Annotated in this window: 19 protein-coding genes; 7 read left to right on the plus strand and 12 right to left on the minus strand. The window is 74.6% G+C overall.

Translation table 11 applies throughout. The features are described 5' to 3' along the window. Window positions 1-27: 27 nt before the first annotated feature. The 4 genes from IEZ10_RS11995 to IEZ10_RS12010 all read right to left on the minus strand — a co-directional run bounded on the left by IEZ10_RS11995 (window position 28) and on the right by IEZ10_RS12010 (window position 7,486). Window positions 28-1,452 (minus strand): DUF5719 family protein, encoded by a 1,425-nt coding sequence (locus tag IEZ10_RS11995; protein ID WP_189246592.1) that lies wholly within the window; start codon window positions 1,450-1,452, stop codon window positions 28-30. Then, window positions 1,449-4,607, minus strand: coding sequence for a glycosyltransferase (locus IEZ10_RS38915; protein WP_229811186.1), 3,159 nt, complete (start codon window positions 4,605-4,607; stop codon window positions 1,449-1,451). The genes IEZ10_RS11995 and IEZ10_RS38915 overlap by 4 nt, the downstream gene beginning before the upstream one ends. Window positions 4,608-4,867: 260 nt before the next feature. Beyond that, window positions 4,868-5,128, minus strand: a complete 261-nt coding sequence (locus IEZ10_RS12005) for a WhiB family transcriptional regulator (protein WP_179819442.1) — start codon at window positions 5,126-5,128, stop codon at window positions 4,868-4,870. Between the two features lie 228 nt (window positions 5,129-5,356). Further along, window positions 5,357-7,486, minus strand: coding sequence for a hypothetical protein (locus tag IEZ10_RS12010; RefSeq protein ID WP_189246593.1), 2,130 nt, complete (start codon window positions 7,484-7,486; stop codon window positions 5,357-5,359). A gap of 249 nt (window positions 7,487-7,735) precedes the next feature. On the opposite strand from IEZ10_RS12010, the gene cofD reads away from it, so the two are divergent. The 6 genes from cofD to IEZ10_RS12040 all read left to right on the plus strand — a co-directional run bounded on the left by cofD (window position 7,736) and on the right by IEZ10_RS12040 (window position 13,094). Beyond that, window positions 7,736-8,794, plus strand: coding sequence for a 2-phospho-L-lactate transferase (cofD, locus tag IEZ10_RS12015; protein WP_229811187.1), 1,059 nt, complete (start codon window positions 7,736-7,738; stop codon window positions 8,792-8,794). Further along, on the plus strand, window positions 8,791-10,113 hold the full coding sequence (locus IEZ10_RS12020) for a coenzyme F420-0:L-glutamate ligase (protein WP_189246594.1): 1,323 nt from the start codon (window positions 8,791-8,793) through the stop codon (window positions 10,111-10,113). Before cofD ends, IEZ10_RS12020 begins: the two co-directional genes overlap by 4 nt. Before the next feature lie 49 nt (window positions 10,114-10,162). After that, the gene (locus tag IEZ10_RS12025; RefSeq protein WP_189246595.1) at window positions 10,163-10,792 is read left to right on the plus strand and encodes an ArsR/SmtB family transcription factor; all 630 of its coding nucleotides are present in this window, start codon (window positions 10,163-10,165) and stop codon (window positions 10,790-10,792) included. Next, entirely contained in the window at window positions 10,793-11,551 is a 759-nt protein-coding gene (locus tag IEZ10_RS12030; protein ID WP_189246596.1) for an SRPBCC family protein, read from the plus strand. Window positions 11,552-11,682: 131 nt separating this feature from the next. Further along, window positions 11,683-12,225: an RNA polymerase sigma factor gene (locus IEZ10_RS12035; protein WP_189246597.1), complete on the plus strand. Its 543-nt coding sequence runs from the start codon at window positions 11,683-11,685 to the stop codon at window positions 12,223-12,225. Beyond that, window positions 12,222-13,094, plus strand: coding sequence for a hypothetical protein (locus IEZ10_RS12040; protein WP_189246598.1), 873 nt, complete (start codon window positions 12,222-12,224; stop codon window positions 13,092-13,094). The genes IEZ10_RS12035 and IEZ10_RS12040 overlap by 4 nt, the downstream gene beginning before the upstream one ends. A 45-nt stretch (window positions 13,095-13,139) precedes the next feature. On the opposite strand, the gene IEZ10_RS12045 is transcribed toward IEZ10_RS12040, so the two are convergent. From IEZ10_RS12045 to IEZ10_RS12070, 6 genes are all read right to left on the minus strand, one after another. After that, window positions 13,140-15,758 (minus strand): bifunctional FO biosynthesis protein CofGH, encoded by a 2,619-nt coding sequence (locus IEZ10_RS12045; protein WP_189246599.1) that lies wholly within the window; start codon window positions 15,756-15,758, stop codon window positions 13,140-13,142. Window positions 15,759-16,045: 287 nt separating this feature from the next. Continuing rightward, window positions 16,046-17,116: a DNA-3-methyladenine glycosylase family protein gene (locus IEZ10_RS12050; protein ID WP_229811188.1), complete on the minus strand. Its 1,071-nt coding sequence runs from the start codon at window positions 17,114-17,116 to the stop codon at window positions 16,046-16,048. A 39-nt stretch (window positions 17,117-17,155) separates the two neighbouring features. Beyond that, entirely contained in the window at window positions 17,156-18,250 is a 1,095-nt protein-coding gene (gene manB, locus IEZ10_RS12055) for a mannose-1-phosphate guanylyltransferase (protein ID WP_189246600.1), read from the minus strand. A 17-nt stretch (window positions 18,251-18,267) separates the two neighbouring features. Then, window positions 18,268-19,398, minus strand: a complete 1,131-nt coding sequence (locus IEZ10_RS39895; RefSeq protein ID WP_189246601.1) for a glycosyltransferase family 4 protein — start codon at window positions 19,396-19,398, stop codon at window positions 18,268-18,270. A 184-nt stretch (window positions 19,399-19,582) separates the two neighbouring features. Next, window positions 19,583-20,536, minus strand: a complete 954-nt coding sequence (locus IEZ10_RS12065) for a lysylphosphatidylglycerol synthase transmembrane domain-containing protein (protein WP_229811189.1) — start codon at window positions 20,534-20,536, stop codon at window positions 19,583-19,585. A gap of 91 nt (window positions 20,537-20,627) precedes the next feature. Further along, window positions 20,628-21,527 carry a class I SAM-dependent methyltransferase gene (locus IEZ10_RS12070; RefSeq protein ID WP_229811190.1) on the minus strand — a complete coding sequence of 300 codons (900 nt, stop codon included), beginning with the start codon at window positions 21,525-21,527 and terminating at the stop codon, window positions 20,628-20,630. A 236-nt stretch (window positions 21,528-21,763) separates the two neighbouring features. On the opposite strand from IEZ10_RS12070, the gene IEZ10_RS12075 reads away from it, so the two are divergent. Continuing rightward, window positions 21,764-22,741 (plus strand): lysylphosphatidylglycerol synthase transmembrane domain-containing protein, encoded by a 978-nt coding sequence (locus IEZ10_RS12075; protein WP_189246602.1) that lies wholly within the window; start codon window positions 21,764-21,766, stop codon window positions 22,739-22,741. Here IEZ10_RS12075 and IEZ10_RS12080 read toward each other — a convergent pair. After that, on the minus strand, window positions 22,696-23,769 hold the full coding sequence (locus IEZ10_RS12080) for a glycosyltransferase family 4 protein (protein ID WP_189246603.1): 1,074 nt from the start codon (window positions 23,767-23,769) through the stop codon (window positions 22,696-22,698). The genes IEZ10_RS12075 and IEZ10_RS12080 overlap by 46 nt on opposite strands. Continuing rightward, window positions 23,770-24,702 carry a glycosyltransferase family 2 protein gene (locus IEZ10_RS12085; protein ID WP_229811191.1) on the minus strand — a complete coding sequence of 311 codons (933 nt, stop codon included), beginning with the start codon at window positions 24,700-24,702 and terminating at the stop codon, window positions 23,770-23,772. Window positions 24,703-24,775 lie beyond the last annotated feature (73 nt).

A 24,775-nucleotide genomic window follows, 5' to 3' on the forward strand; every position in this document is an offset into this window, starting at 1 on the left:
TACCCATGACCGCCCGCCGGGCGGCCCTCAGGGCAGCACGGTCGCCGCGGACCCGGTCATCGGCGGCACCACCGCCCAGACCCGGGCCGCGGCCAGCGGCTGGACGGTCAGCACCCGCCCGTCCTTGAGGCGCTCGTCCATCACCCGCGCGCCGTACACCGGCCCCGAGCCGGGCAGCGGCTCCGCGACCACCGCGAAGGCGCCGTCCACGTCGGGCAGCTCGACCTCCTTGGTGCGCGCGGCGGGGATCTCCACCTCGATCGGCTCCGGCGCCTTCCCCTTGTGCGGCAGCATCGTGACGCTCACCCTCCCGGCCGCCTCCGGCGCGCTGAACACCAGCCGGGAGCTCTTCTTGCCGCCCGTGCGGTTGTCTGCGACCACACTGCCCAGATCGATCGGGGCGGCCCCGGCGGTGAAGCCCACGTCCACCCGGTCGCCGGTCCCGGTGGCCGCCACCGCGGCCACGACCGGCACCGGGGAGGTGAGCAGGACCGCGGCGGGCCTCCCGTCCAGGCCGGCGGACAGGTCCATGACGGCGACCGACCCGGCGGGCACCTCGATCGCGTCGTGGCCGTCCAGGGCGTAGGTGCCGTCGGGCGTGACGACCCGGACCTCGACGATCGTGTCGGTCTCGGCGGGCGAGGCGACCAGCAGGTCGCGCCGGCCCCCGCCGCCGGGGACGCCGGGCACCACGACCCGGGTCGCCGGATCCGCGGAGAGCGGCAGCCAGTCGACGCCCCGCCCGCCGCTCATGACCGCGTGGGCCGCCGCGGTGACCCGGCCGAAGGCGGTGCTCACCTCGACGGCCATGACCAGCGGCGAGGGGGCGATGTCACGCAGCCTGACCGCGCGGCTCTCGCCCGGTTCGATCACGATCGTGTCGCCGGAGCCGCCGGCCACCGGGCCCTCTCCGGAGTAGACGGTGATCTCCACGCCCGCCGGGGCCAGGTCGGCGTTGGCGAGGTGGAGCGTGACGTCGGCCGCGGCCGGGCCCGGCCCGACCAGCCAGGCGCTCGCGCCCGGCTCCACGCACCGTGTTCCGGCCAGCCCCCGCTGCTCGCCCGAGGTCTCCCGGCGGGTCTGCGCCGCCTCCAGCCCCGTCGCCATGCCCCCGGAGGCCGTCACGACGAGCGGCGGCGAGCCGGCCTTCAGCTTCTCCTGCCAGAGGCCGCCGGGGACGGTCAGGGTGGCCAGCGTCCTCTCCCCCGCGACCAGCGCGGCGGCGCCCCGCCCACCGCCGCCCGGCGGGGTGACGACGCCGACGTCGGAGCCGCCGGGGTCGGGGCAGACGGCCGTCACGGAGGCCACCGGCACCTTCCGCGGCGCGGGCGCGGGCGCGACGGCGGTCTCCGGCCGGGTCGCGGCGGCGAGGCCGTACAGGACGGCCAGGCCCGCGAGGACGGCCAGGACGAGCCGGGGCGGGCCGGGACGGCGTTCGGCGAGGGCTCTCAACGGGCCACCGCCTCCCCGCCGGCTCGGGAGCCGCCCCGGAAGCCGCCCCCGGAGTCACCCGGGGCGGGCTCGTCACGCGACCCGGGAGCGGCCATGACCGCGACGGCCGCCGCCATCACCGCCTGGGCCCAGAGCCAGGGGCCGTGCCACGGGTCGTCCGGGGCCGGCGGAAGGGGGGTGACCGGGAGCGTCACCCGCCACACGCCCACCCTGCGTGACAGGCTCATCCTCGCCAGCTCGGGCTGGGAGTCCAGCGCGCGGCTGACCCGCGGGTCCACGGGTGAGGCCACCGCGACGAACCGCACCCCGTGGGCGGCCAGCACCCGGACGTCGTCGCCGCCCCGGCCCGAGACCAGCCCGGCCGCCGCGACGGCGACCCGGTCGCGCGGCCCCGCGGGCACGGGGACGTCGGCCTCGCCGACCAGCGGGGTACGGCGGTGCAGCACGGTGAAGGTGAAGCCACCGCCCCAGCCACCGCCCCGGGCGCGCAGCAGCAGGGTCAGGTCGCGGTCGCCCGAGTTGACCGCGGCCAGCGCCGGCATCGCGTCCGGAACGTTTCCGCTGATCGGGCCGTCCGCGCCCCGGGCGACCCAGGCGACAGCGGCGAGCAGGGGCGTGGAGCAGGCGGCCGCCACGACGGCGAGCGCGGCGGCCCGGCGCGCCCGGCCCACCGCACTCGCCGTGCCCACCGCACTCGCCGTGCTCGCCGTGCCCGCCGTGCCCGCCGTACCTCCTGTGCCCGCCGTGCCCACTGTGCTCGCCGTCAGGAACCCCGCGGCCCGGCGCGCGGCGAGGACCGCCACCGTCAGCATCCCGGTGGCGGCGAAGGCGAGCGGCACGCCGGGCCAGGCGGGGCCGGTGTCGCCGTCCGGGGAGGTGACGGTGGTGCGGCTGACCAGGATCGCGACCAGCAGGCCGAACAGCGCGACCCCCCAGCCGATCGCGGCGACCGGGCGGTCGCGCCGCATGGCCGTCACGGCGACGCAGGCGATGACGAGGCCGCAGGTCACCCAGGCCGGCGGCACACCCGGCCCGCCGGGGCCGAGCGCCAGCAGCGTCCCGGCGGGCAGCGCGGGATCGGCGAGGCCGGGACGGTGCAGGCCCGCCTCCAGCAGCAGCCGGCCCGGGTTCGCGACGATCCCGGCCAGCCAGGGAAGCAGCAGCGCCACCGGGACACCGGACACGATCGCGACCGAGGCGGCGATGCCCCGGCGCGGGAAGGCCAGCGCGGCGAGCGCGGCGAGGACCAGCGCGAGCGGGTAGAGCAGCGGGGCGAAGGCCGTGCCGACGGCCAGCAGGAGGCCGAGCGCCCATGCGGCCCGGCGGGCGCGGCGGCGCTCACCCGCGAGCACGGTGACGGCCAGCGCCGCGCAGGCGGGCAGCAGTGTGAAGACCACGGCGGTGCCGAGCCGTCCCGCGGCGATCGCGCCGGTGGCCACCGGCAGGAGCGCGTAGCAGGCGGCCGGCAGGGCCCGGACCCACCGGTCCGGGACGAACGGGCGGGCCGCCGTGTAGGCGCAGACCCCGGCCAGCGGCACACAGCCGAGCAGCAGCAGCCACACCGCGAGCCAGGTCTTGCCCAGCAGCACCGTGGAGACCGCTGCCAGCACCGCGACGTACGGCGGGGCCCACGCGTCGCCGCCCAGCGCCGCCGGGCGGGACCCGCCGGTGTAGAGGTCCCACAGGTCGGACGCCCCGCCGATCACCGGGACGAGTGCGCCCCCGCCCAGCCGGGAGCCGCCGAGCAGGGAGCGCTCCGCGACCAACGTGACCGCGGTCAGCGCCAGGAAGAGCAGCACGCCGGGGTTGCCGAGGAACCGCTGCATCCCCCCGGCGTCGGCGAGCAGCTCGTCGCCGTCCTCCCCGGGCGCGGACACCGCGTGGCGGCCCGCGGACTCCGGGATCGCGGCACCCGACAGGCGGCCCTCCAACCACTCGGCCACCCGCCGGTAGCCCGCCCCCGGCGGGGTGAGCAGCCGGGCGACCGCCCGGTGGGACCGCCGCCGCCCCGCGGCGCGGGCCCGCCGGGCCTCGGCCAGCCGGGCGGGGCGGGCGAGCACCGAGCCGAGCGCGGCGATCTCGTCCAGCGCGGCGGTGGGCCGCTTGCCCAGCAGGAGCAGCAGGGCGCGGCACGCCGAACCGGCGATGTTGCGGGCCAGCGCCCACGGCAACGACCGGGGCGGCAGGTTCGCCATGACCACGAACACGGCGTTGCGCCGGTCCAGGCGGCGGAGACGGCCGCCTTCGCCGCCGCGGCCGATGCCGACACCGAAGCCTCCGCGGACGCCGCCGCCTCCACGGACGCCTTCACGGACGCCCTCACGGACTCCGCCGCCTCCGCCGGCGTCGACCTCTCCGCCGACGCCGGCGCCTCCGCTGACGCCGGCGCCTCCGCTGACGCCGGCGCCTCCGCTGACGCCGACGACGACACGGCGGAGGCGCCGGGCGGCGGCCTCGGCGTGCCAGGCGAGGGCGCCCGCGACGTTGCGCACCCGGTACCCGGCGGCCCAGACCCGCCAGCACAGGTCGAGGTCGTCGCGGAACAGCGGCAGGAAGGGGTCGAGCCCGCCGACCTCCTCCCAGACGTCCCGGCGGACGAGCATCCCGGCCGTGGAGACCGACAGCACGTCGCGGTCGGCGTCGTACTGGCCCTGGTCGTACTCGCGGGGATCCAGCCCGGTGTCCCTGCGTCCCGCCAGGTCCACGGTGACGCCGATCTCCAGCAGGACCCTCCGGTCCACCCAGTCGAGGAGTTTGGGGCCGAGCACCCCGATCTCCGGATCGTCGCCGGCCGCCCGCAGCAGGGCCTGCAGCGCGCCGGGGTCCGGCGCGCAGTCGTCGTGCAGCAGCCAGAGCCATTCCCGCCCGTCCGCCGGGCCGAGCCGGTCGAGCACCGCGGCGACGGCCTCGCCGAAACCGGTCCGGCGGGGCAGGGAGAGCACGGCGTTCGGGCCGAGAACCCTTCTCATCAGCTCGGCGCCGCCGTCGCGGCTGCCGGTGTCCACCCCGACGACGCGGTCCACCGGGCGGATCTGCCCGAGCAACGCGTCGAGGGTCTCCCCCAGCCATCGGGCGCCGTCGTGGCTGACGATGATCGCGGTCACGGTGTCGGGGGGCGAGGGGGCGTCGGTGACGGACATGCGTCTCGCGTCCATGAGGGGGTGATGATCGGCGACAACGATACGACACGGCCGTCAGGCCATGTCAGGGGCGGGGAAAAGGTCATGTCCGCCGGGGAAGGATCATGTGCCCGGGGAGGGACACCGGCCTCGCACGCGGCGGCGGGCCGTACGGCGGGCGGTCAGGGGCACGAGCGCGGGCGTGAAAAAAGGGCCACGCGCCCCCCACGGTCACGTGACCCCTCGTCATGTCACCGGACGCCCTCTCCGGACGCCCTCATCGCCTGCCGGAACCCTCAGACCGCCTCGCGCTTGATCCGGCGACGCTCTCGCTCCGAGAGCCCGCCCCAGATGCCGAAACGCTCGTCGTGCTCCAGCGCGTACTCCAGGCACTCGGCGCGCACCTCACACGAGCGGCAGACCTTCTTGGCCTCCCGGGTGGAGCCCCCCTTCTCCGGGAAGAACGCCTCCGGGTCGGTCTGCGCGCACAGCGCGCGTTCCTGCCAGCCGAGCTGCTCCTCAGCGATGCCGTCTTGTGCGATGACCAGGTCGGCCACTGCACACCTCCCTGCCACCCGCCCGCAAATCGAGCCCCCCTATGAACGCCTCCCTCCTACCCAGCAGGAGGAAGGCGTAACAACACGTGTGTAATTACACGCGCGTGGCCTGTGTGACGTCAAGCGGCATGCCGATGTCCGGGGAAAGACCTGCTCTCCCCGGTCGGCGTGTCGTGGCTCCTCGCCACGAGGGCGATCGACAGGCGATCATGACGATCGCCTGGGCGTTCAGTGCTCTCGGCGGTCGGAACCGTACCAGGACATGTTCTGCTCCTGACCGGGGCCCACCCTTTCTCTATCCGTGCTTTCCTCTCCTGTGACCTGCGCCGAGCGCTCCGGCTTGTAGATCGCGGTCGGGTCGATGGTCGGGCGGGAGTCCCACGGCCTGAGCCCGGGGTCGGGGTCGTTCAGCGGGTCTCCCTGGTAGGCGCCGGGGGTGAGCCGCATCGTCGACTCCTCCTGCGCGTCCCACTGCCCGCCGCCCTGCTGCCCGCCCTGCTGGTACGACTGCGCCGCGGGCGGCCCCTGGGGGGTCTGCGGATGCCCGAAGGGGTCGTCGTAGCCGCCGGTCTGCGGGCTCGGGGAGCCCGGGGAGGACATGTACTCCGGGACGCGCAGCTGCGGCTCGGTCCCCTGCGCCTGCTGGGCGTAGCTCTCCGCCTGCTGGTACGCCTGGGCGATCTGCTGGGAGCGGGGGTCCACCGGGGCGGGCGCCTGGTATGGCGTGCTCTGCTCGGCCTGCCAGGCGAACTCGCCGCCGGAGTAGCCGGTGAGCGGCTGGCCGTAGTTCTCCGGCGGCTGCGGGAAGGACTGCTGCGGCCGGCCGTCGAAGGCGGTGTGCGCCCCGGCCTCGGCCGGCGAGGAGTGGCTCTCCTGCGGGGAGTAGGTCTCCTGCGGGGGCGTGTAGAACGGCGTCTGCTGCTCGGCCTGCGGAGCGTAACCGCCCATCCCGCTCTCGGCCGGCTGCCGGTCGTAGCCGGGAAGCTGCGGCTCGCCGTAGGCCGGGGGCCGGGTCTGGTCGGTCTGGGCGGCGTAGGGGGCGTGCGGCTCGTACGGCGCGGCCGGCCGCTCGTACGGCGTGGCCGCGGGCTGGGCGTCGGCCGCCACGTACGGGCCGGGCGTGTACGGCTGCTCGGCCGGGGCCGCGGGGGTCTGCGGGGGCAGGGCGGGCTGTGCCGGAGCCGGGTTGTAGACCGGGGGCTGCGCGCCGTACCCCTGGTCGCCGGTCTGCGGCGCGTAGGCGGCGGGGGCGTGGCCCTCACCGGCCTGCGGATAGGACGGCGCGTGCCCCTCACCGGCCGGCGGCGCGTAGGCCGGCGCGTGGCCCTCACCCGGCTGGGCCGGGTAGGCGATGGTCGCGACGGACTGGAGGTGGTTCTCGGGCGGGTAGCCGCCGCCGTGCCCCTCGGGGGCAGCCGGGCCCTGCGCGCCCTGGGCGCCGCTCTGCGCGGGCGGGAGGGCCGGCAGGCCCCGGGGGTGCTGGGGCCGGCCGTGGGCGCCGGACTGGGCCTCCTGCGGCCGGAGACCCGGCTGCGCGCCCTGGTCCGGGAATCCGTGCTGGGCGGCGGGCGCCTGCTCCGCGGGGCCCTGCGGAGCCCCCGGCCCCTGGAAGCCCTGCTGGCCCTGGTGACCCTGCTGGAAGGCGGCCTCCTGCGGCTGGAAACCCTGCTGGGGAGCCTGCGGGGCGCCGTACTGGGGGGCCTGCGGCGAACCGGGCTGCTGGGCCGGGTTCTGCGGGAAGCCCTGCTGGAACGGCTGGTCCTGCTGACCCCCGGCGGGCCCGGCCTGCGGGGGCGCCGGGACGGGCTGCTCCTGCGCCGGGACGTACTGCCGCTCCTGCGGGCGCTGCTCCTGCCCGCCGCCCAGGCCGCCGACGGCTCCGAGACCGCTTCCCTCGGCGAACCCGGCGGGCCGGGTCCTGGGGGCGGCCGCGGACATCCGGGGCAGCAGGTGGAGCAGCCCGACGGCGGCGAGCGCCAGCGCCGGAACGTTGAGGAGGAGGAACTCCAGCAGGCTCATGACGCTGTCACCGGCGAACAGCCCGCCGATCAGGCCGATCGCGCCGAACAGCGTCATCAGGCCGAGGGCGGCCACGGCCACCTGGGTCATGAGCTTCAGCCGTGCGACCGGCGGGCCGAAGTGGCTTCCGAGCAGGACGCCGCCGACGAGGAGCGCGACGAACACCGGGGAGGCGAGGCCGCCGAGGATCGCCTGGGCACGGACGGCGAAGGACACCTCGCCGTAGCCGGACAGTCCGAACAACAGCCGCGTGATGCCGAAAAGGACGTTCATGGCCGCCGTGGCGACCATGAGCCACGCGGCCGGTCCGCGGAGCCGGTCGGCCTCGACGTTGTTCACAACTACCCCCACCGGGTCGTCAGGTAAATCCGAGCCAGTTTTGCACATGGCCGACTTACACGTCGGAACTCTCTGCAACCTCACCAGCCCCACAAGCCAAACATTAAGGACATTGCCGTATATTTCGGACGACCGTATCGGTGCTCCCGCCTGCGCGGACGGCTCCCGTAACGATCAAGACAAGGCGGCCGCCGCCCCGCGCCGGGCTTGCCGGACCGGCGGCCACGAGGCAGTGGAAGACTGGACGTCATGCGCATCGTGTCCCTCGCCGGCGGTATCGGCGGCGCCCGCTTCCTGCGCGGCCTGCGCGCCGCGGCCCCCGACTCGGAGATAACGGTCATCGGCAACACCGGTGACGACATCGTCCTGTACGGCCTCCAGGTCTGCCCCGACCTGGACACCGTGATGTACACCCTGGGTGGCGGCATCGACGAGGAGCAGGGCTGGGGCCGGCGTGACGAGTCCCATGTCGTCAAGGAGGAGCTGGCCGCCTACGGCGTCGAGCCGCAGTGGTTCGGCCTGGGAGACCGCGACTTCGCCACCCACATCGTGCGCACCCAGATGTTGCGGACCGGATACCCGCTGTCCGCCGTCACCGAGGCCCTGTGCGCCCGCTGGGAGCCGGGTGTGCGGCTGATCCCGATGACCGACGACCGCGTCGAGACCCACGTGGTCGTCTCCGACGAGCGGGGCCGCCGGGCGATCCACTTCCAGGAGTGGTGGGTACGGATGCGAGCGTCCGTCCCGGCCGAGCGGATCGTCCTGGTCGGCGCCGACGAGGCCCGGCCCGCCCCCGGCGTGCTGGAGGCCGTCGCCGAGGCCGACGCGGTGATCCTGCCGCCGTCCAACCCGGTGGTCAGCATCGGCACGATCCTGCAGATCAAGGGCATCCGGGAGGCCCTTGAGGGCAAGACGGTCGTCGGGGTCTCCCCCATCGTCGGCGGCGCCCCGGTCCGCGGCATGGCCGACGCCTGCCTCGCCGCGATCGGCGTGGAGACCACCGCCCAGGCCGTCCTGGAGCTGTACGGCTCGCCGCTGCTGGACGGCTGGCTGGTCGCCGAGGAGGACGCGGGCGTCGGCCTCGACGGCGTCCGCGTCGAGGCCCGCCCCCTGATCATGCACGACGTCGAGGCGGCGGCCGCGATCGCCCGCGCCGCGCTCGACATGGCCACCGACCTCGCGGCCTCCCGCGACCGGGCCACCGGGGCGCGGAACGAGGCGGGAGCGCGGAACGAAGCCGCCGGGGCGCGAAACGAAGCCGGAGCGCGGAACGAAGCCGCCGGGGCGCGAAACGAAGAGGAAAGATGAGCAGGACCCGCCGCAAGCAGGACGAACAGCCCGCCGAGACCAGACTGGAGATCTTCCCCGTCCCTGGGCTGCCCGAGGTACGGGAGGGAGACGACGTCGGCGCGCTGATCGCCGCGGCCATGCCCGACCTCCGCGACGGCGACATCCTCGTGGTCACCTCCAAGATCTCCAGCAAGGCCGAGGGCCGGGTCCGCCGCGGCGTGGGCCGTTCGGAGGCCGTCGCCGACGAGACCCGGCGGGTCGTCGCCCGGCGGGGCGAGACCGTCATCGCCGAGACCTCGCACGGGTTCGTGATGGCCGCCGCCGGGGTGGACGCCTCCAACTCCGAGCCCGGCACCGTCGTGCTGCTCCCGGTCGACCCCGACGCCTCCGCCGTGGCCGTCCGCAGGAGCATCCGGGAGCGGCTCGGCGTGTCGGTCGCGGTGATCGTCTCCGACACCTTCGGCCGTCCCTGGCGCAACGGCCAGACCGACATGGCCGTGGGCGTGGCCGGGATGACCGCCATGCTCGACTACCGGGGCCTGTCCGACGACTACGGCAACCCGCTGGAGGTGACCCTCACCGCGATCGCCGACGAGTTCGCCGCCGCCGGTGACCTGGTCAAGGGAAAGATCGCGCAGACCCCGGTGGCGGTGATCCGCGGCATGGCGGAGTACACCACCGACGAGGACGGGCCGGGCGTGCGGGAGCTGGTCCGCCAGTCCGAGGACGACATGTTCCGGTACGGCTCGCGCGACGTGGTCTTCGCCCGCCGCACCATCCGCGAGTTCGCCGCCGAGCCGGTGGACGGCGCCAAGGTCCGCCGGGCGGTGGATGCGGCGATCGCCGCCCCGGCGCCGCACCACACGACCCCCTGGCGGTTCGTGCTGCTGGAGTCGGCCGAGGCCCGTCTGCGGCTGCTCGACGCCATGCGGGAGGCGTGGATCTCCGACCTGCGGGGCGACGGCTTCTCCGAGGCGTCGATCGAACGGCGGGTCAGGCGCGGGGAGGTGCTGCGGGCGGCGCCGTACCTCGCCGTGCCCTGCCTGGTCATGGACGGCTCGCACACCTACCCCGACCGGCGCCGCGCGGCGGCCGAGCGGGAGATGTTCGTGGTCGCGGCGGGCGCCGGGGTGCAGAACTTCCTGGTCCAGCTCGCGGTGGAGGGCCTGGGGTCGGCCTGGGTGTCGTCCACCATGTTCTGCCGCGACGTGGTCCGCGAGGTGCTGGACCTGCCCGCGACGTGGGACCCGATGGGCGCCGTGGCGATCGGCCGCCCGGCCGCGCCGCCGCGTGAGCGGGCCCCGAGGAAGGCGGACGACTTCATCGCGGTCCGGTAGGCCGGATCCCGCCCTTCCGACAAGAAAGATTGTCGGATACAGTGGGGGCATGCTGGATGTGGCGGTGATCGACGACCCGGCCGCGGCCGAGGTCTCACTGGACCCGATCCGGGCCCGGCTGCTGGCCGAGCTGGCCGAGCCGGCTTCGGCCACCATGCTGGCCGCCAAGGTCGGCCTGCCCCGTCAGAAGGTCAACTACCACCTGAAGACCCTGGAGCAGCACGGCCTGGTGGAGCTGGTCGAGGAGCGCAGGAAGGGCAACGTCACCGAGCGGGTGATGCGCGCCACCGCCTCCTCCTACGTCATCTCCCCGGTCGCGCTGGCCCCGGTGGCGCCCGACCCGTCGCGCGCGCCCGACCGGCTGTCGGCCCGCTGGCTGCTGGCCGTCGCCTCCCGGCTGGTGCGCGACGTGGGCGAGCTGATCACCGGCGCGACCAGGGCGCAGAAGCGGGTGGCGACGTTCGCCATCGACGGCGAGGTGCGCTTCGCCTCGGCGGCCGACCGCGCCGCCTTCGCCGAGGAGCTGTCCGGCGCGGTCACCGCGCTGGTCGCCAAGTACCACGACGAGACGGCCGAGGGCGGGCGGCCCCACCGCATCGTCATCGCGATTCATCCGCGCGTCACCGCCGAACCGGTGCAGACTCGGACCACCGGGTCCGACGGCACCGAGGAGAGCTGAATGCTGCACGAGTTCGAACTGCGCAAGGAGATCACCCTTCCGGCCGCCCCCGAGGAGGTGTGGGAGGCCATCGCGACCGGCCCGGGCATCGACTCGTGGTTCATGGGGCGCAACGAGGTCCTGGGCGGCGAGGGCGGCAGCACGCGGATGACCCTCGGTGGCATGACGGAGGGTTCCACCATCACCGCCTGGGAGCCGGGCAAGCGGTTCGCCCACCGCGGCGAGGAGGCCCCCGACGGCAGGTTCATGGCCTTCGAGTACCTCATCGAGGGACGCGACGGCGGCAGCACCGTGCTGCGCCTGGCGCAGCACGGCTTCCTCGGTGACGACTGGGAGACCGAGTACGAGGCCATGCAGGAGGGCTGGGACATGTACCTCCACACCCTGGCCGCCTACCTGCTCCACTTCCGCGGCCGCACCGCCACGGCCGTCGTCTCCGCCTTCCGTCCCGGGTCCGCCGACCAGGACCGCGCCTGGTCACTGCTCACCGGCGCGCTCGGCCTGCCCGGCGACCCCGCCGCGGGCGACCCGGCCCGCGTCACGGTGGACGGGCTCGCCCCGGTCGAAGGTGTGGTCGACTACGCCGCCGGACGGTCCCTGCTGGGCGTCCGCACCGCCGACGGCCTCTACCGGTTCATCCACTCCGGCCCGGAGCGGGGCGACGTGATGGTCCTGGGCCACCACCTGTTCGCCCCCGGCGCCGACGCCGCGAAGGCCGAACGGGCCTGGCAGGACTGGCTCACCGCCCTGTTCTCCTGATCATCGGACCGCACGGTCACCCCTCGGGGGGCATCGACCGGGTCGCTCCTGCCCTACCGCTCCCAAACCTGTAATAGATCCGGAACTTCGGACATGGGGTGGATATTGACCACTCAAGGTGAGGAGACCGGATGGGAAGGGATCCCGAGCGCCGGTTCGTGGAGATCTACGAGTCCGCTTACGGCTCCATCCTCGGGTACGCCCTGCGCCGTTGCCCCGACCCCGACGACGCCGCCGACGTGGTGGCCGAGACGTTCATGGTCGCGTGGCGGCGGATCGACGAGGTGCCCCAGGGGGAGGAGGCCAGGCTGTGGCTGTTCGGCGTGGCCCGGCGGGTGCTGGCCAACCACCGGCGCGGTGAACGGCGGCACGAGCAGCGGACGGCGGTGCTGCGTGAGCAACTGGCCGCCTCACCGGTGCTCGGTGAGCCGTCCGTCGAGGACTACTCGCAGGTCGGGAAGGTCCTGCGGAGCCTGTCGGACAGCGACAGGGAACTGCTGACCCTCATCGCGTGGGAGAACCTCGACACGCGGGAGATCGCCCGCGTCCTCGGCGTCTCCCGCAACGCCGCGGCCGTCAGGCTCTACCGCGCCCGCAGGCGCTTCGCACGCGGCCTGGCCAAGGCCGGGATCGACCACTCGGGCCTCATCGCCGTCGAAGGGAGTCTGCTGTGAACATCGCCGACCTCGCGCGGGTGCGGAACGAGGACCTGACCCGGGACCCGGCCGGACAGGCCACGGGCTCCGGGGCGCGCGCGCTGATGGACTCGATCATGTCGGAGGAACGGGCACCGGCCGGGCTGCCGCGGCGGCGCCTGCCGATCCGGCGCGGCCTGACGCTGGGCACCGCCGCCGTCGGGCTGGCGGCCGCGCTGGTCATCGGAGTCGGGCTGCCCTGGGGCGGTCCCGCCACGGAATACGCCAACGCGGCCGTCTCTCTGAAGAGAACCGACACGTACCTCACCATCTCCGTCACCGACCCCGACGCCGACGCGGCGGCCTTCGCGGAGGCGTTCGAGGCCGTCGGGCTGGATGCCACCGTGGAGAAGATCCCGGTACCGCCCCAGATGGTGGGCAAGATGTTCGGCCCCGACCTGACCGGGGACCTCCCGCCGGGCACTGGGGTGACCTACGAGCCGGAGGGCACCTGCGGATCCGCGTGGTGCGGGAAGGTGACCTTCCCCGCGGACTACACCGGGAAGGTCTCCCTGAGCATCGGCCGCCCGGCCGCGCCCGGCGAACCCTACGCGAGCCTGTCCACCGTCAACGAGACCGTCGACACCGCGACCGTGGACGGCCATCCGGTGCGGGGCAGGACGGTCGCGGAGGTCAGGGCCGAACTGGCCCGGCGCGGGCTGAGGATCCGGTACCTCCTGATGGAGAACAACGCCGACGGCAGCGGCGTCAGCACCCCCGTCGGCCCGGACCGGATCAAGGACGACTACGTCGTCGCGATCGCCATGCCGTACAGCTCCGACACCGTGGAGCTGCACGTCGGCCCGGACTCCAACCCGCTCATACGCAAGCTTCGCCACGGGGACTGAGCGAGCCGCCGGCCTGGGCGTCCGGTGCCGGACCGGCCGCCCGGCTCAGCGCGCCTCCAGCGGCAGCGGGGCCCGTACGCTGCGGCAGACGCCGTCGCTCGCCGCGGCGGCGGCCAGCCGCTCGGCGGCCGGGAGGCCGTAGGAGGTGGTGCGCTGCCGGACCGGCCGGCCGGTGGGGGCGACCATCGCCGCGATCTCGGTGATCGTCTTGAAGGAGCCGTTCTCGGACCCGGCCATGCGGCTGATCGTCTCCTCCATCAGCGTGCCACCGAGGTCGTTGACGCCGCCCTGGAGCACCTGGCGGCACAGGTCGTCGCGGAGCTTGACCCAGGAGCACTGGACGTTGCCGATCGCGCCGTGCAGCAGGACGCGGGCCAGCGCGTGCACGGCCCGGTTCTCCCGCGCCGTCGGTCCGGGCCGGGCGATCCCGGCGAGGTAGATGGGGGCGCTGGTGTGGACGAACGGCAGCGGCACGAACTCGGTGAAGCCGCCGGTCTCCTCCTGGATCCGGCGGATCAGCCGGATGTGCCGCACCCAGTGGGCGTGGGTGTCCACGTGGCCGTACATCATCGTGGCCGTCGTCGGGATGCCGAGCCGGTGGGCGGTGGTGATCACCTCGATCCACTCGGCGGCGGGCAGCTTGCCCTTGGTCAGCACCCACCGCACGTCGTCGTCGAGGATCTCGGCCGCGGTCCCCGGCAGGGAGTCCACGCCCGCCTCCCTGGCCCCGGCGAGCCACTCCTCGACGGACACGTTGAGCCGGCTGGCGCCGTTGACGACCTCCATCGGCGAGAAGGCGTGCAGGTGCATGTCCGGCACCCGGGCCTTGACCGCGCGGGCGAGGTCGAAGTAGGCGTCGCCCGGCATGTCGGGGTGGATGCCGCCCTGCATGCACACCTCGGTCGCCCCGGCCTGCCACCCCTCCCAGGCGCGGTCGGCGACCTGCTCCAGGCTGAGCGTGTAGGCGTCGGCGTCGGTACGGCGCTGCGCGAAGGCGCAGAACCGGCAGCCGGTGTAGCAGACGTTGGTGAAGTTGATGTTCCGGTTGACGACGTAGGTCACGTCGTCCCCGGCGGCCTGGCGGCGCAGGTCGTCGGCGATCCGGCACAGCTCGTCCAGCGCGGCGTCGTCCGCGCCCGCGCCGTCGGCGTCGCCGGCGGTGTCGAGGAGGGTGAGCGCCTGCTCCTCGGTCAGCCCGGCCGGGTCGGACGCGGCCCGCCGCAGCGCCTCCGACACCTCTCCCAGCAGCGCCGCGGGCGCCCGCCCGGTACGGTCCCCGGACGGCGGGCCCGCGGGCAGGCGGTCCCTCAGGGCGTCCCAGTCGCCGTACACGTGGTCGAAGTCGTCGCGGCGGTCGCGGCTGCGTCCCTCGGTGTCCACGGCCGTGTGCAGATCGGTACGGCCCGCGGCGGCGAACCCGCCGTCCGGCTCCTGCCAGGGGCGGCCCGCCGGCGTCACGCCCTCGCGGGCCAGGCCGGTCTCCGGGTCGGCGAGGGCGGCCACGTGCCCGCGCAGCCGGGGGTCGAGCCACGGCTCGCCGGCCAGCACGTACTCGGGGTAGATCGTCAGCCGCTCGCGCAGGGTGAACCCGGCGGCGGCGGTGCGGGCGGCGAGGTCGTCGATCTGCGGCCAGGGCCGCTCGGGGTTGACGTGGTCGGGCGTCAGCGGGGAGACGCCGCCCCAGTCGTCGATGCCGGCCCGGATCATCAGGGCGTACTCGCCGTCCACCAGGTTGGGCGGGGCCTGCAGCCGCACGCGCGGTCCGAGCACCAGCCGGGCCACCGCGATCGTGGCGGCCAGCTCCCGCAGGTCGGCGTCGGGCATGCCGCGCATCGCCGTGTCGGGCTTGGCGCGGAAGTTCTGGACGATGACCTCCTGGAGCCCGCCGTACTCGCGGGCGACCGCGCGCAGCGCGAACAGCGACTCGGCGCGCTCGGCGACGGTCTCGCCGATGCCGATGAGGATGCCGCTGGTGAACGGCACGTTCGTGCGCCCGGCGTCCTCCAGGACGCGCAGCCGTACCGCCGGGTCCTTGTCGGGCGAGCCGTAGTGCGGGCCGCCCTTCTCCTCGAACAGCCGCCGCGAGGTGGTCTCCAGCATCATGCCCATCGACGGCGCGACCGGCTTGAGCCGCTGCAGGTCACGCCAGGACAGCACGCCGGGGTTCAGGTGCGGCAGCAGCCCGGTCTCCTCCAGGACCCGGATCGCCATGGCGCGGACGTAGGAGAGGGTGTCGTCGTAGCCGTGGGCGTGCAACCACTCGCGGGCCTGGGGCCAGCGGTCCTCGGGCCGGTCGCCGAGGGTGAACAGCGCCTCCTTGCAGCCCAGCTCCGCGCCCCGCCGGGCGATGTCCAGCACCTCGTCGGGGCCGAGGTACATGCTCTCCAGCCGGTGCGGGGCGACGGCGAACGTGCAGTAGCCGCACCGGTCGCGGCAGAGCCGGGTCAGCGGGATGAAGACCTTGCGGCTGTAGGTGACGACCCCCGGCCGTCCGGCGGCGGTGAGGCCCGCGTCCCGGACCCGCCCGGCGTGTTCCAGCAGGGCGTCGAGGTGCTCGCCGGTCGCGTGCAGCAGGACGGTGGCCTCGGTGACGTCGAGGGTCTTGCCGTCCCGGGCACGGGCCAGGGCTCGCCGCGTCGCGGTGTCGGTGGGGTTCACGCTCATGGGGGCACATTACGGCCCGCCCCCAGGCCGGCCCGCCGCGGGTCCGGATCACCGCCCCAAAACTTCAGCATCTCTGAACTGTCGGGTAAAGAAAGTCTCGATAGACGTAAATGCATGCGTAAACATATATTTGAGGAGTTCCCCGGAGATCCCTGAACAGGAGCCGATGATGATCTGGTTTCTTCTCGCCCTCGGCCTCGTCGCCGCCCTCGGCCCGCTGGCCGGAGCCGACTCACGCGACGGCCGCGACTGGCAGCCCGCCACGGCCTTCGCGGACCGCTTCCCGGTCAGAAGGAGCGGAAGTCGCGCGCGGCGAGCCTCGGCCCGCGAGCGGGCGGCCGCTCACCGCACAGCGCCAGCAGCCGGCTGACCCGGTGCCGGTGGCCCCGGTAGGGGGCCAGCAGCCGCAGCATCCCCGCGTCGTCGGTCCGCTCCCGCGCCAGCGACCAGCCGACCAGCGACGGCAGATGGAAGTCGCCCACCGACACCGCGTCCGCGTCGCCATGCGAGCGCTGCCGCACCTCCGCGGACGTCCACACCCCCACCCCGGGCAGCGCCCGCAGCAGCCGGTCGGCCTCGGCGCTGTCCGAGGCCGCCTCCAGTTTGGCGGCGTGCCACGCGGCGTTCGCGATCGTCCGCGCCCGTACGGCCTCGGCCCCCGCCCGGTGCCAGTCCCACGAGGGGATCGACCGCCACACCTCGGGCGCGGGGAAGACCCGCATCCCCTCGGGGGCGGGGCCCGGGGCGGGCTCGCCGTACCGGCGCAGCAGCCACCGCCACGCCCGCCACGCCTCGGCCGTCACGACCTTCTGTTCGAGCACGGCGGGGACCAGCGCCTCCAGCACCCGGAAGGTGCGCCCGATCCGCAGGCCCGCGTGCCGTCCGGCGGCGACGCGGACCACGTCGTGCGCCGGGACGAGCCCCTCGGGGTCGTCGTCGGCGCCGAGCAGCGCCGGCAGGGTCTCCAGCAGCCAGCCGGCCCCCGGCCCCCACGCGGCACCGCTGATCCGGCCGTGCCGCAGCGAGACCCGGAGCGTGCCGGGGCCGTCGGGAGTCCGTGACGTCCGCCAGACCGCCCCGTCGGGGGTCATCCGCCAGGCGGGGTCGCCGCCGCCCCGCCGGTGCGGCGCCAGGATCAGCTCCAGGTCCAGCGGCCGGTCCTGCGGCCACTCGCGCCGCTTCGGCCCGCCGCCCGTCTCCGGGCCGGTCCGGATCGGCGACGCCCCGGCCCCGGTCCCGGCTTCGGACGGCCGGAGCGCCTCGCCGGGCGTCTCGACCGGCCGCGCGACCGTCCCGGAGCCGCCCGCGCCGCGCGGCGGCCAGGCCGCGCCGGGGCCCCTGCGGAAACGCCCTCCCATTCCGCTCCCCCGCCGCCCGGCCGTGCCCGCGAGCCGCGGTCAGACGTCGCTGGAGAAGCGGACGGCGCACTCCGGCAGCACGACGCCCGGCCAGAGGCGGCTGCCCGCCAGCAGCTCGTTGCCGGAGCCGACCACCGCGCCGTCGCCGATCACCGCCCCCCGCAGGACCGCGCCCGGGAAGATCTCGGCGCCGATCCCGATCACCGAGTCGACCACCGTCGCCCCCTCGTGGACCACGCACTCGTCGCTCAGCACGCTGCCGGAGACCTGCGCGCCGGACTCCACGACCGCGCGGGCGCCCACCGTCGAGCCGCCCTCGACCTTGGCCTCGGGCGAGACCACCGCGCCGGGCAGGGCGAGGAACTCGCCGGTGGGGCCGGGCAGGGCCGGCGAGTGGAGGCGGCCGAGGACCAGGTCGCGGGAGCCCTTGACGAACGCGGCGGGCGTGCCCACGTCGAGCCAGTAGGAGGCGTCGGCGTACCCGAGCACCGGGACGCCCGCCTCGATCATCGAGGGGAAGGTCTCCCGCTCGACCGAGACGACCTCGCCGGCCGGGATCGTGTCGATCACCGAGCGGGTGAAGACGTAGCAGCCGGCGTTGATCCGGTTGGTGACCGGGTTGGGGGTCTTCTCCAGGAAGGCCGTCACCCGGCCCTCGTCGTCGGTCGGCACGCACCCGAAGCGCGTCGGGTCGTCCACCTCGGTCAGGTGCAGAGTGACGGCGGCCCGCCGCTCGACGTGCATGGCGACCTGCGCGCCGATGTCGTGGCCGGACAGGATGTCGCCGTTGAGCACCAGCACCGGCGCGTCGGGGCCGCAGGTCAGCGCCTCGGCGGCGTTGCGGATGGCGCCGCCGGTGCCGAGCGGGGTCTCCTCGGTCATGTACTCCAGCGAGAGGCCGAACGCCGAGCCGTCCCCGAACGCCTCGGAGAACATCTCCGCCCGGTAGGAGGTGGCGAACACGATGCGCCGCACGCCGAACGACCGGGCCCGTGAGAGCTGGTGCGCGAGAAAGGGAACCCCCGCCGTGGGCAGCAGCGGCTTGGGCGTGCCGAGGGTCAACGGACGAAGGCGCGTGCCCTGTCCACCGACAAGGAGGATCGCCTCAAGATCCGGCAAAGGGGTTTCCATCATCCCGCGAGGTTAGCTCACTATTCGACCGCGCGCCGATACGACACGACGTGCGCCTCCGCGGAAGCCTCCCAGGTGAACTCCCTGGCACGGGCCGGACCGGCCGCCGAGAGCGCCCGGCGCCGCTCCCCGGAGGCCAGCAGCGCGCGCAGCGCCTCGCCGATGCTGACGTCGTCGGGCTCGGTGTAGGCGACCGCGTCGCCGCCCACCTCCGGCAGCGAGGCGCGGTGCGTGGTGAGCACCGGGGCGCCGCAGGCCATCGCCTCCAGCACCGGCAGCCCGAAGCCCTCGCCCCGGGAGGGGAAGGCCGCCACCGTCGCCCCGCCGAAGAAGCCGCACAGGTCGGTGAAGGCGAGGTATCCCGGCATCAGCACCCGCAGGCGCGCCGGCGCCTCGCGCACCGCGTCCTCCACGCCGGCGTCGCGGGCGCCGGCCGTACCTCCGGCCAGCACCAGCGCGGGAGGCGAGGGCAGGTCACCGACGGCGCGGACGAAGCCGCGGACGAGGTTGGGGATGTTCTTGCGCGGCTCCAGCGGGCCGAGGAAGGCCACGTAGGGGGCGCCGTGCAGGCCGAGCCGGTCGGCGGCGTGCCTGACCTCCCGCGCGGACGGCGGGTGGAAGAGCGCCGGGTCCACGCCGTGGTAGGCGACGTCGATCCGGGTCGGGTCGGCCGCGAGCACCCGGACCAGCTCGTCCCGCGTCGCCTTGGAGGGCACGATCACCCGCGCGGCGTGCCGTACGGCCGTGCGGGTCGCCGAGCGGAAGAAGGCCGCCTTGAGCGGGTCGTGCCGGGCGGGCTCGGTGAAGCAGGTGACGTCGTGGACGGTCACCACGGTCGGCAGGCCCGAGCGCAGCGGCATCGAGTAATAGGGGGCGTGGATCACCGTGGCGCCGACCTGGCGGGCGAGGACCGGCAGCCCGGTCTGCTCCCACGCCAGCCTGGCCGCGCGGTTGGCGATCCGCAGCGGGCCGGTGAGGATCCGCGCCGACGGCGCGAGCGCGGCGTACCGCTCGCCGTCGGCCCGCTGGCAGACGATCGCGAGGTCGGTGCCGGCCCGGTCGAGCGCCGCGACGAGCCCGTCGACGTATCTGATCAGTGCGCCGCGGTCCGCGGGGACCGCGGCCGCGTCCACAAGCACCCGGAACGTCACCGAGGATCACTCCCCCCAACGGGTTCGGTGTGATGCGCGCGGAAGGGCCGCCCCTCTCCGGTCCCTCACTCTATTGCCAGAGCCTCGGGAAATGTGCGACGAATCACACAGGTTCTCCCCGTGCCGCTCACCCGGGTTCTTCCCGGGCGGCATCGCGCGGGGAGGACACCTCACACCGCGCCGCTCACCCGGGCTCTCCCCGGGCGGCGTCGCGCGGCGAGGGCACCTCGCGCCGCGCGGCCAGGCCGGCCGCGCCCGCGCAGACGAGATCGCCGATGACGATCACGACCCGGGAGCAGAGCGCCACCGCGATGGCCGACCCCCGGTCGAGGACCGGCGCCATGACGGCCACCATCGCCACCTCGCGCACCCCCGCGCCCGCCGGGACCACGAACGTCATGATGCCCAGGCACCACGACAGCGCGAACGCCCCGATGGAGAACAGCACCGCCGACGCCCCGGAGGGGCCGAGCTGCGTCACGAGCGCCGCCAGATGCAGACCGTAGGCGATCCAGCCGAGCGTCGCCCAGCCCAGCGCGGTGAGCATGCCCCTGCGGGTGAGCGGGCGCTCCAGCGGGCCGCGGCCCAGCTTGCGCAGCCCGAACCCGAGGACGGCGTTGACCACCCGCGGCTCGAACGCCACCGCCAGCACCGGCACCAGCAGGAACACCCAGGCGTACGGCACCGCCGTCCCCGGCAGGGCCACCAGCAGCGTCACCGCCGAGACGACCAGCCCGCTGGCGAGCTGCACCGGCAGCGTCAGGAAGAACGCCGCGGCGCTGCGCGGCCGGGGAACGCCCAGCTCCCGGCCCATCTCCATCTGCGCGAGCACCGGCCACAGCGAGCCGGGGATGTACTTGCCGAGCTGCCCGACGAAGAAGACGTTCGCCCCGGCGCGCACCGGCAGCGGTGAGCCGAGGTCCGCCAGCAGCGACCGCCACGTCATCATGCCGCCGCCCAGCGCCGCGACCACCGCGACCAGCGACAGCACGAGCGACGGCCACGACAGGCGGGCGAAACCGGCGCTGATCTCCGTCCACTGGCGGGCCACCGCCCACGCCCCGAACCCCAGGGCGACGAGCAGGAACGCGACGCGGACCAGCCTGCGCAGCGGCCTCGCCGGCCTGGCGGGCCGCACGGTTCCCTCTTCCTCTGCCTCTTCCCGACGGTCCTCGGGCCTCTCCGCGGGCATGCGGCCTCCCCGGGACCTCATCGTCCGGCCACCGGGCTCACCGCGTGACCACCGGATCGGGCGGCTGGGGCAGCGACGGCCCGGCCGGGCGGCGGCCGCCCTTGGTCGCCACCCACAGGTAGGTCGGCACCACCGGCAGCAGCGCCCGCAGGACGGGGCGGGGCAGCCGGGACAGCACGGCGGTGGCCGCGCGGCCCGCCGCGCCCGGGAACAGCTCCGACCCGGCGAAGGCCACCGGGGTGGCGAGCACCGGGAAGGTGTAGTCCCACACCCGGAAACCCCGGGCCATCCGCCGCAGGCCGCGGCGGGTGCGGTAGCGCTCGTAATAGCTGTCGGCCCGGCCGAAGAGGCGCACGTAGCGGTCGGCCAGGGCGGGCGGCAGGTAGGACAGGAACGGCAGCTTGTAGTGCGGCTCCATCACCCCGAGCCGGTTGCCCAGCCCGAGGTACAGGACGCCGTCGTCGGCCAGCACCCGGCGCATCTCGGCCATGATCGCGTCGGGGTCGACGACGTGCTCGTAGATGTGGTTGAACACCAGCACGTCGATCGAGGAGTCGGGGAACGGCAGCGCGGTGCCGTCGGCGCACACGAACCGGACCCGGTCGCCGAACCGCTGGGCCGCCCGGCGCAGGCCGGGCACGTCGATGTCGACGCCGAAGGTGCGGTGCGCGCCCGCCGAGGCCAGCTCGTCGGCGATGAACCCGGCCGAGCAGCCGATGTCGGCGACGGTCAGCCCTTCCAGGACGTCCTTGTCGCGGCCGAGGAAGTGGCCCAGCACCGCCACGATCTTCGCGGCCTTGCGACGGCGCTTCTCCTCGTCCAGCATCGCCGCCTGGAACTCGGAGTACTCGAGCTGGGCCTGGCGCTCCCCGCCCGCCCCGCCGCCCGGCCTCCCGGTCGCCTTCCCGCTCGCCTTTCCGCTCACAGAGTCGTCCACCGCTCCCCGCTCGCCCGCGCCGTCACCCGGCGCGTCCGGCCCGTCGTCCGTCGTCGGTCGTCCGCCGCCTCCGGTCGCCCGGCGGCGCGTCCGGCTTCTCGTCCGTCGGCGTCCGTCGGCGTCCGTCGTCGTCGGCCGCCCGGCGGCGCGTTCTCACCGGCGCCGCCATGCCGCCCAAGCGTACCGGCGCGCCCGCTCCCTACCGCCCGGTACGGTCCCGGCCGTACTGTGGGCGCATGCTGCGCCGACTCCGGACAAGCCGCCTGCTGCGGGTTCTCCTCGCCCTCGTCGCCATCGGCTTCCTCGGCTACGGCCTGACCCGGAACTGGGACGACACCCGCCGCGCGCTGGCGGAGCTGTCGTGGTGGTCGGTGGCCGGGGCCTGGGTGTCGGTGATGGCCGGGGCGGGCTGCATGCTCGTCGCCTGGCAGCGGGTGGTCGCCGGGCTCGGCTCGCCGCTGCCGCTGCGCGTGGCCGCGCGCGTGCTGTTCGTCGGGCAGCTCGGCAAGTACGTCCCGGGGTCGGTCTGGGCCTACGCGGCGATGATGGAACTGGGCCGCGACCACGGCTGCCCGCCCCGGCGCACCTTCAGCGCCACCTCGCTGGCCCTGCTGGTCTCGCTGGGCTGCGCGGTCGGCCTCGCCGCCGCCACGCTGCCGTTCACCGCCCGGTCGATGGCCGGGCGGACGTGGTATCTCGTCCTGGTCATCCCGGTGATCGCGGTGTGCCTGCACCCGAAGGTCCTCACCTGGGGGCTGAACCTCGCGCTGCGGATCGCCCGCCGGGAGCCGGTCGAGCGGGTGCTGCCCGGCCGCGCCCTGCTCGCGGCCCTCGGCTGGACGCTCCTCGGCTGGCTGGTGTACGGCCTGCACGCCTGGCTCGTCCTGGGCGACCTGACCGGCGACTTCTCCCTCTACGCGCTCGGCGCCGGGGCCTACGCCGCCGCCTGGGCCACCGGCCTGCTGATCGCGGTCGTCCCGGCGGGGGTCGGCGTGCGCGAGGCCGCGATGGCCGCGGCCCTCATGTCGGGGCTGAGCCAGGACGCGGGCGGCCTCGGGACCCCGGAGACGGTGGCCGTCGTCTCCGTCGTCGCCCTCGTCTCCCGGCTGGCGTTCACCCTCACCGACCTGGCCTGGGCCGGAATCGGCTGGCTGCTCGGCCGCCGGGCTCAGGCCCCGGCGGAGACCAGCGCGTCGGCGTACGCCGCCCAGTAGGGGTCGGGGTCGACGGCCTTGACCCCGGCGCGCAGCCGCTCGGGCTCGCCCGGCCGGTAGAACCTCTCCAGCGCCGCGCGCAGCGCCTCCACCGACCCCGGCTCGACGAGCAGGCCGTCCACACCGTCGGTGACGTGGTCGGCGAGCGTGCCGACCCGGGTGGCGATCACCGGCACCCCCAGCTCGTGACCGAGCCACACCTGCTGGCTGGCCGTACCGCCGCGGTAGGGCAGGACCAGCGCGTCCACGTCGGCGAACAGCGCCGGGAGGTCCTCGTCGGCGACGTAGCCGGGCCGCAGCTCCACCCGGGTGGTCAGCCCGAGCTCGCTGACGAGCGCCTCGATCTTCTCGCGGACCCCCCAGAACTCCCCGGCCACCCGCAGCGAGACGCCCTCGGGCAGCGCGCGGATCAGCAGGTCGAGCCCCTTGTACGGCCGGACCAGGCCGAAGAACAGCAGCCGGTTCGTCACGCCCTCGACGTGGTCGTGCTCACGCAGTCCCCGCGGCAGGTGCGGCGCCATCTCGGCCACCCTCACCGGGGCGGACGTCAGCCCGCGGGCCAGCCCGGCCTGCTTCTCCGAGTGCGTCAGCACGCCGTCCACGCGGCGCAGCAGCGCCCGCACCAGCGGCTCGTCGTACGGCTTGCGCTCGTGCGGCAGCACGTTGTGACACAGCGCCACCACCCGGGTGCGCCGCCGCAGCCCGGACAGGATGCCGAGGTAGGGCGGCACCTGCACGGAGCTGAGCAGCACCAGGATCACCAGGTCGGCGCTCGCGAGGCGGCGGCCGGCGCGGAACCAGCCGTCGGGCCGCCGCCAGTCGAGGTCGCGGCGGACGTTCGGGAACGGCCGCTCGTCCGGGGTGTCCACGGTCTGCTGCCCGGGGTACAGGAACGAGGGGTACTGCGCCCGCCACGACTCGACCACCACGTCGTGCCCGGCGTCGCGCAGCCGATGCGCCAGCTCGGCGGTGTGCGCGGCCCCGCCGCCCTTGTACGGGTGGACCGGCCCGACGATCGCGATGCGCATCTACTCGCTCCTGGACCGCACGATGAGGTCCGCCAGCAGCGCCAGCGAGCCGATGAGCAACCCGGAGATGAAGATCACGATGGTGTTGCTGGTGAGGTAGAAGCCGTACCGGACGATGTCCACGACACCCTTGACCAGGCCGATGACGATCAGCCAGATGGCCGGGGGCATCAGGACCTTCAGCGGGTTGAAGTACATCACCATCCGCAGCACCTGCAGGATGTAGCGGTAGGCGTCGGAGATGAAGCTGAACTTCGACTTCCCGGCCCGCTTGCTGTACTCGATCGGCAGGTAGTAGACGTCGTGCTGGTTCGACAGGAACGACAGCGTGATCGTGGTGACGCAGGAGAACCCGGGCGGCAGCAGCCGCAGGTAGGGCCTGGCGACGGACTTGCGGAACGCCCGCAGCCCGGAGTTGAGGTCGGGGATCTTCTGCCCGGCCAGCCGCTCGGCCACCTTGCGGATGAACCACTTGGCCGGCACCCGCAGGATCTTGTGCGAGCCCTCCTCGGTGGTCCGCGCACCCACGACCTGGTCGATCGTGGGGTCCTTCTCCAGGAGCTGGACCAGCTCGGGGATCCGCTCGTTGGGGTAGGTCATGTCGGCGTCGGTCCACACGACGATCTCGCCGCGGGCCTCCTGGGTGCCGATCCGGCGGACGGTGCCCGACCCGCCGTTGCGGTGGAACGCCCTGATCCGCATGTTCGGGAACCGCGGCGCGGCCTCCTGCAGCCTGGCCAGGGTCTGGTCGGTGGAGCAGTCGTCGACGGCCACGAGCTCGTAGGTGTACCCGCTGGCGTCCATGGCCGCGCAGATGCGCTCGACCTCGTCGATGACGTGGTCCTGCTCGTTGTAACAGGGCAGAACGATCGTCACGTACGGCGTTGCGTCCACGGCTGGTCCACTCTCGGAGGTCGTCTCGGTCGTACTCACGTCCGGCGAGGATACTCAGCCTATCCGAGCCCCGTGGCCACATGCCCCGGTCCGGGATCCCCGAGGGGACCGC

It is taken from the genome of Streptosporangium pseudovulgare, from assembly GCF_014648055.1.
Lineage (GTDB): Bacteria > Actinomycetota > Actinomycetes > Streptosporangiales > Streptosporangiaceae > Streptosporangium > Streptosporangium pseudovulgare.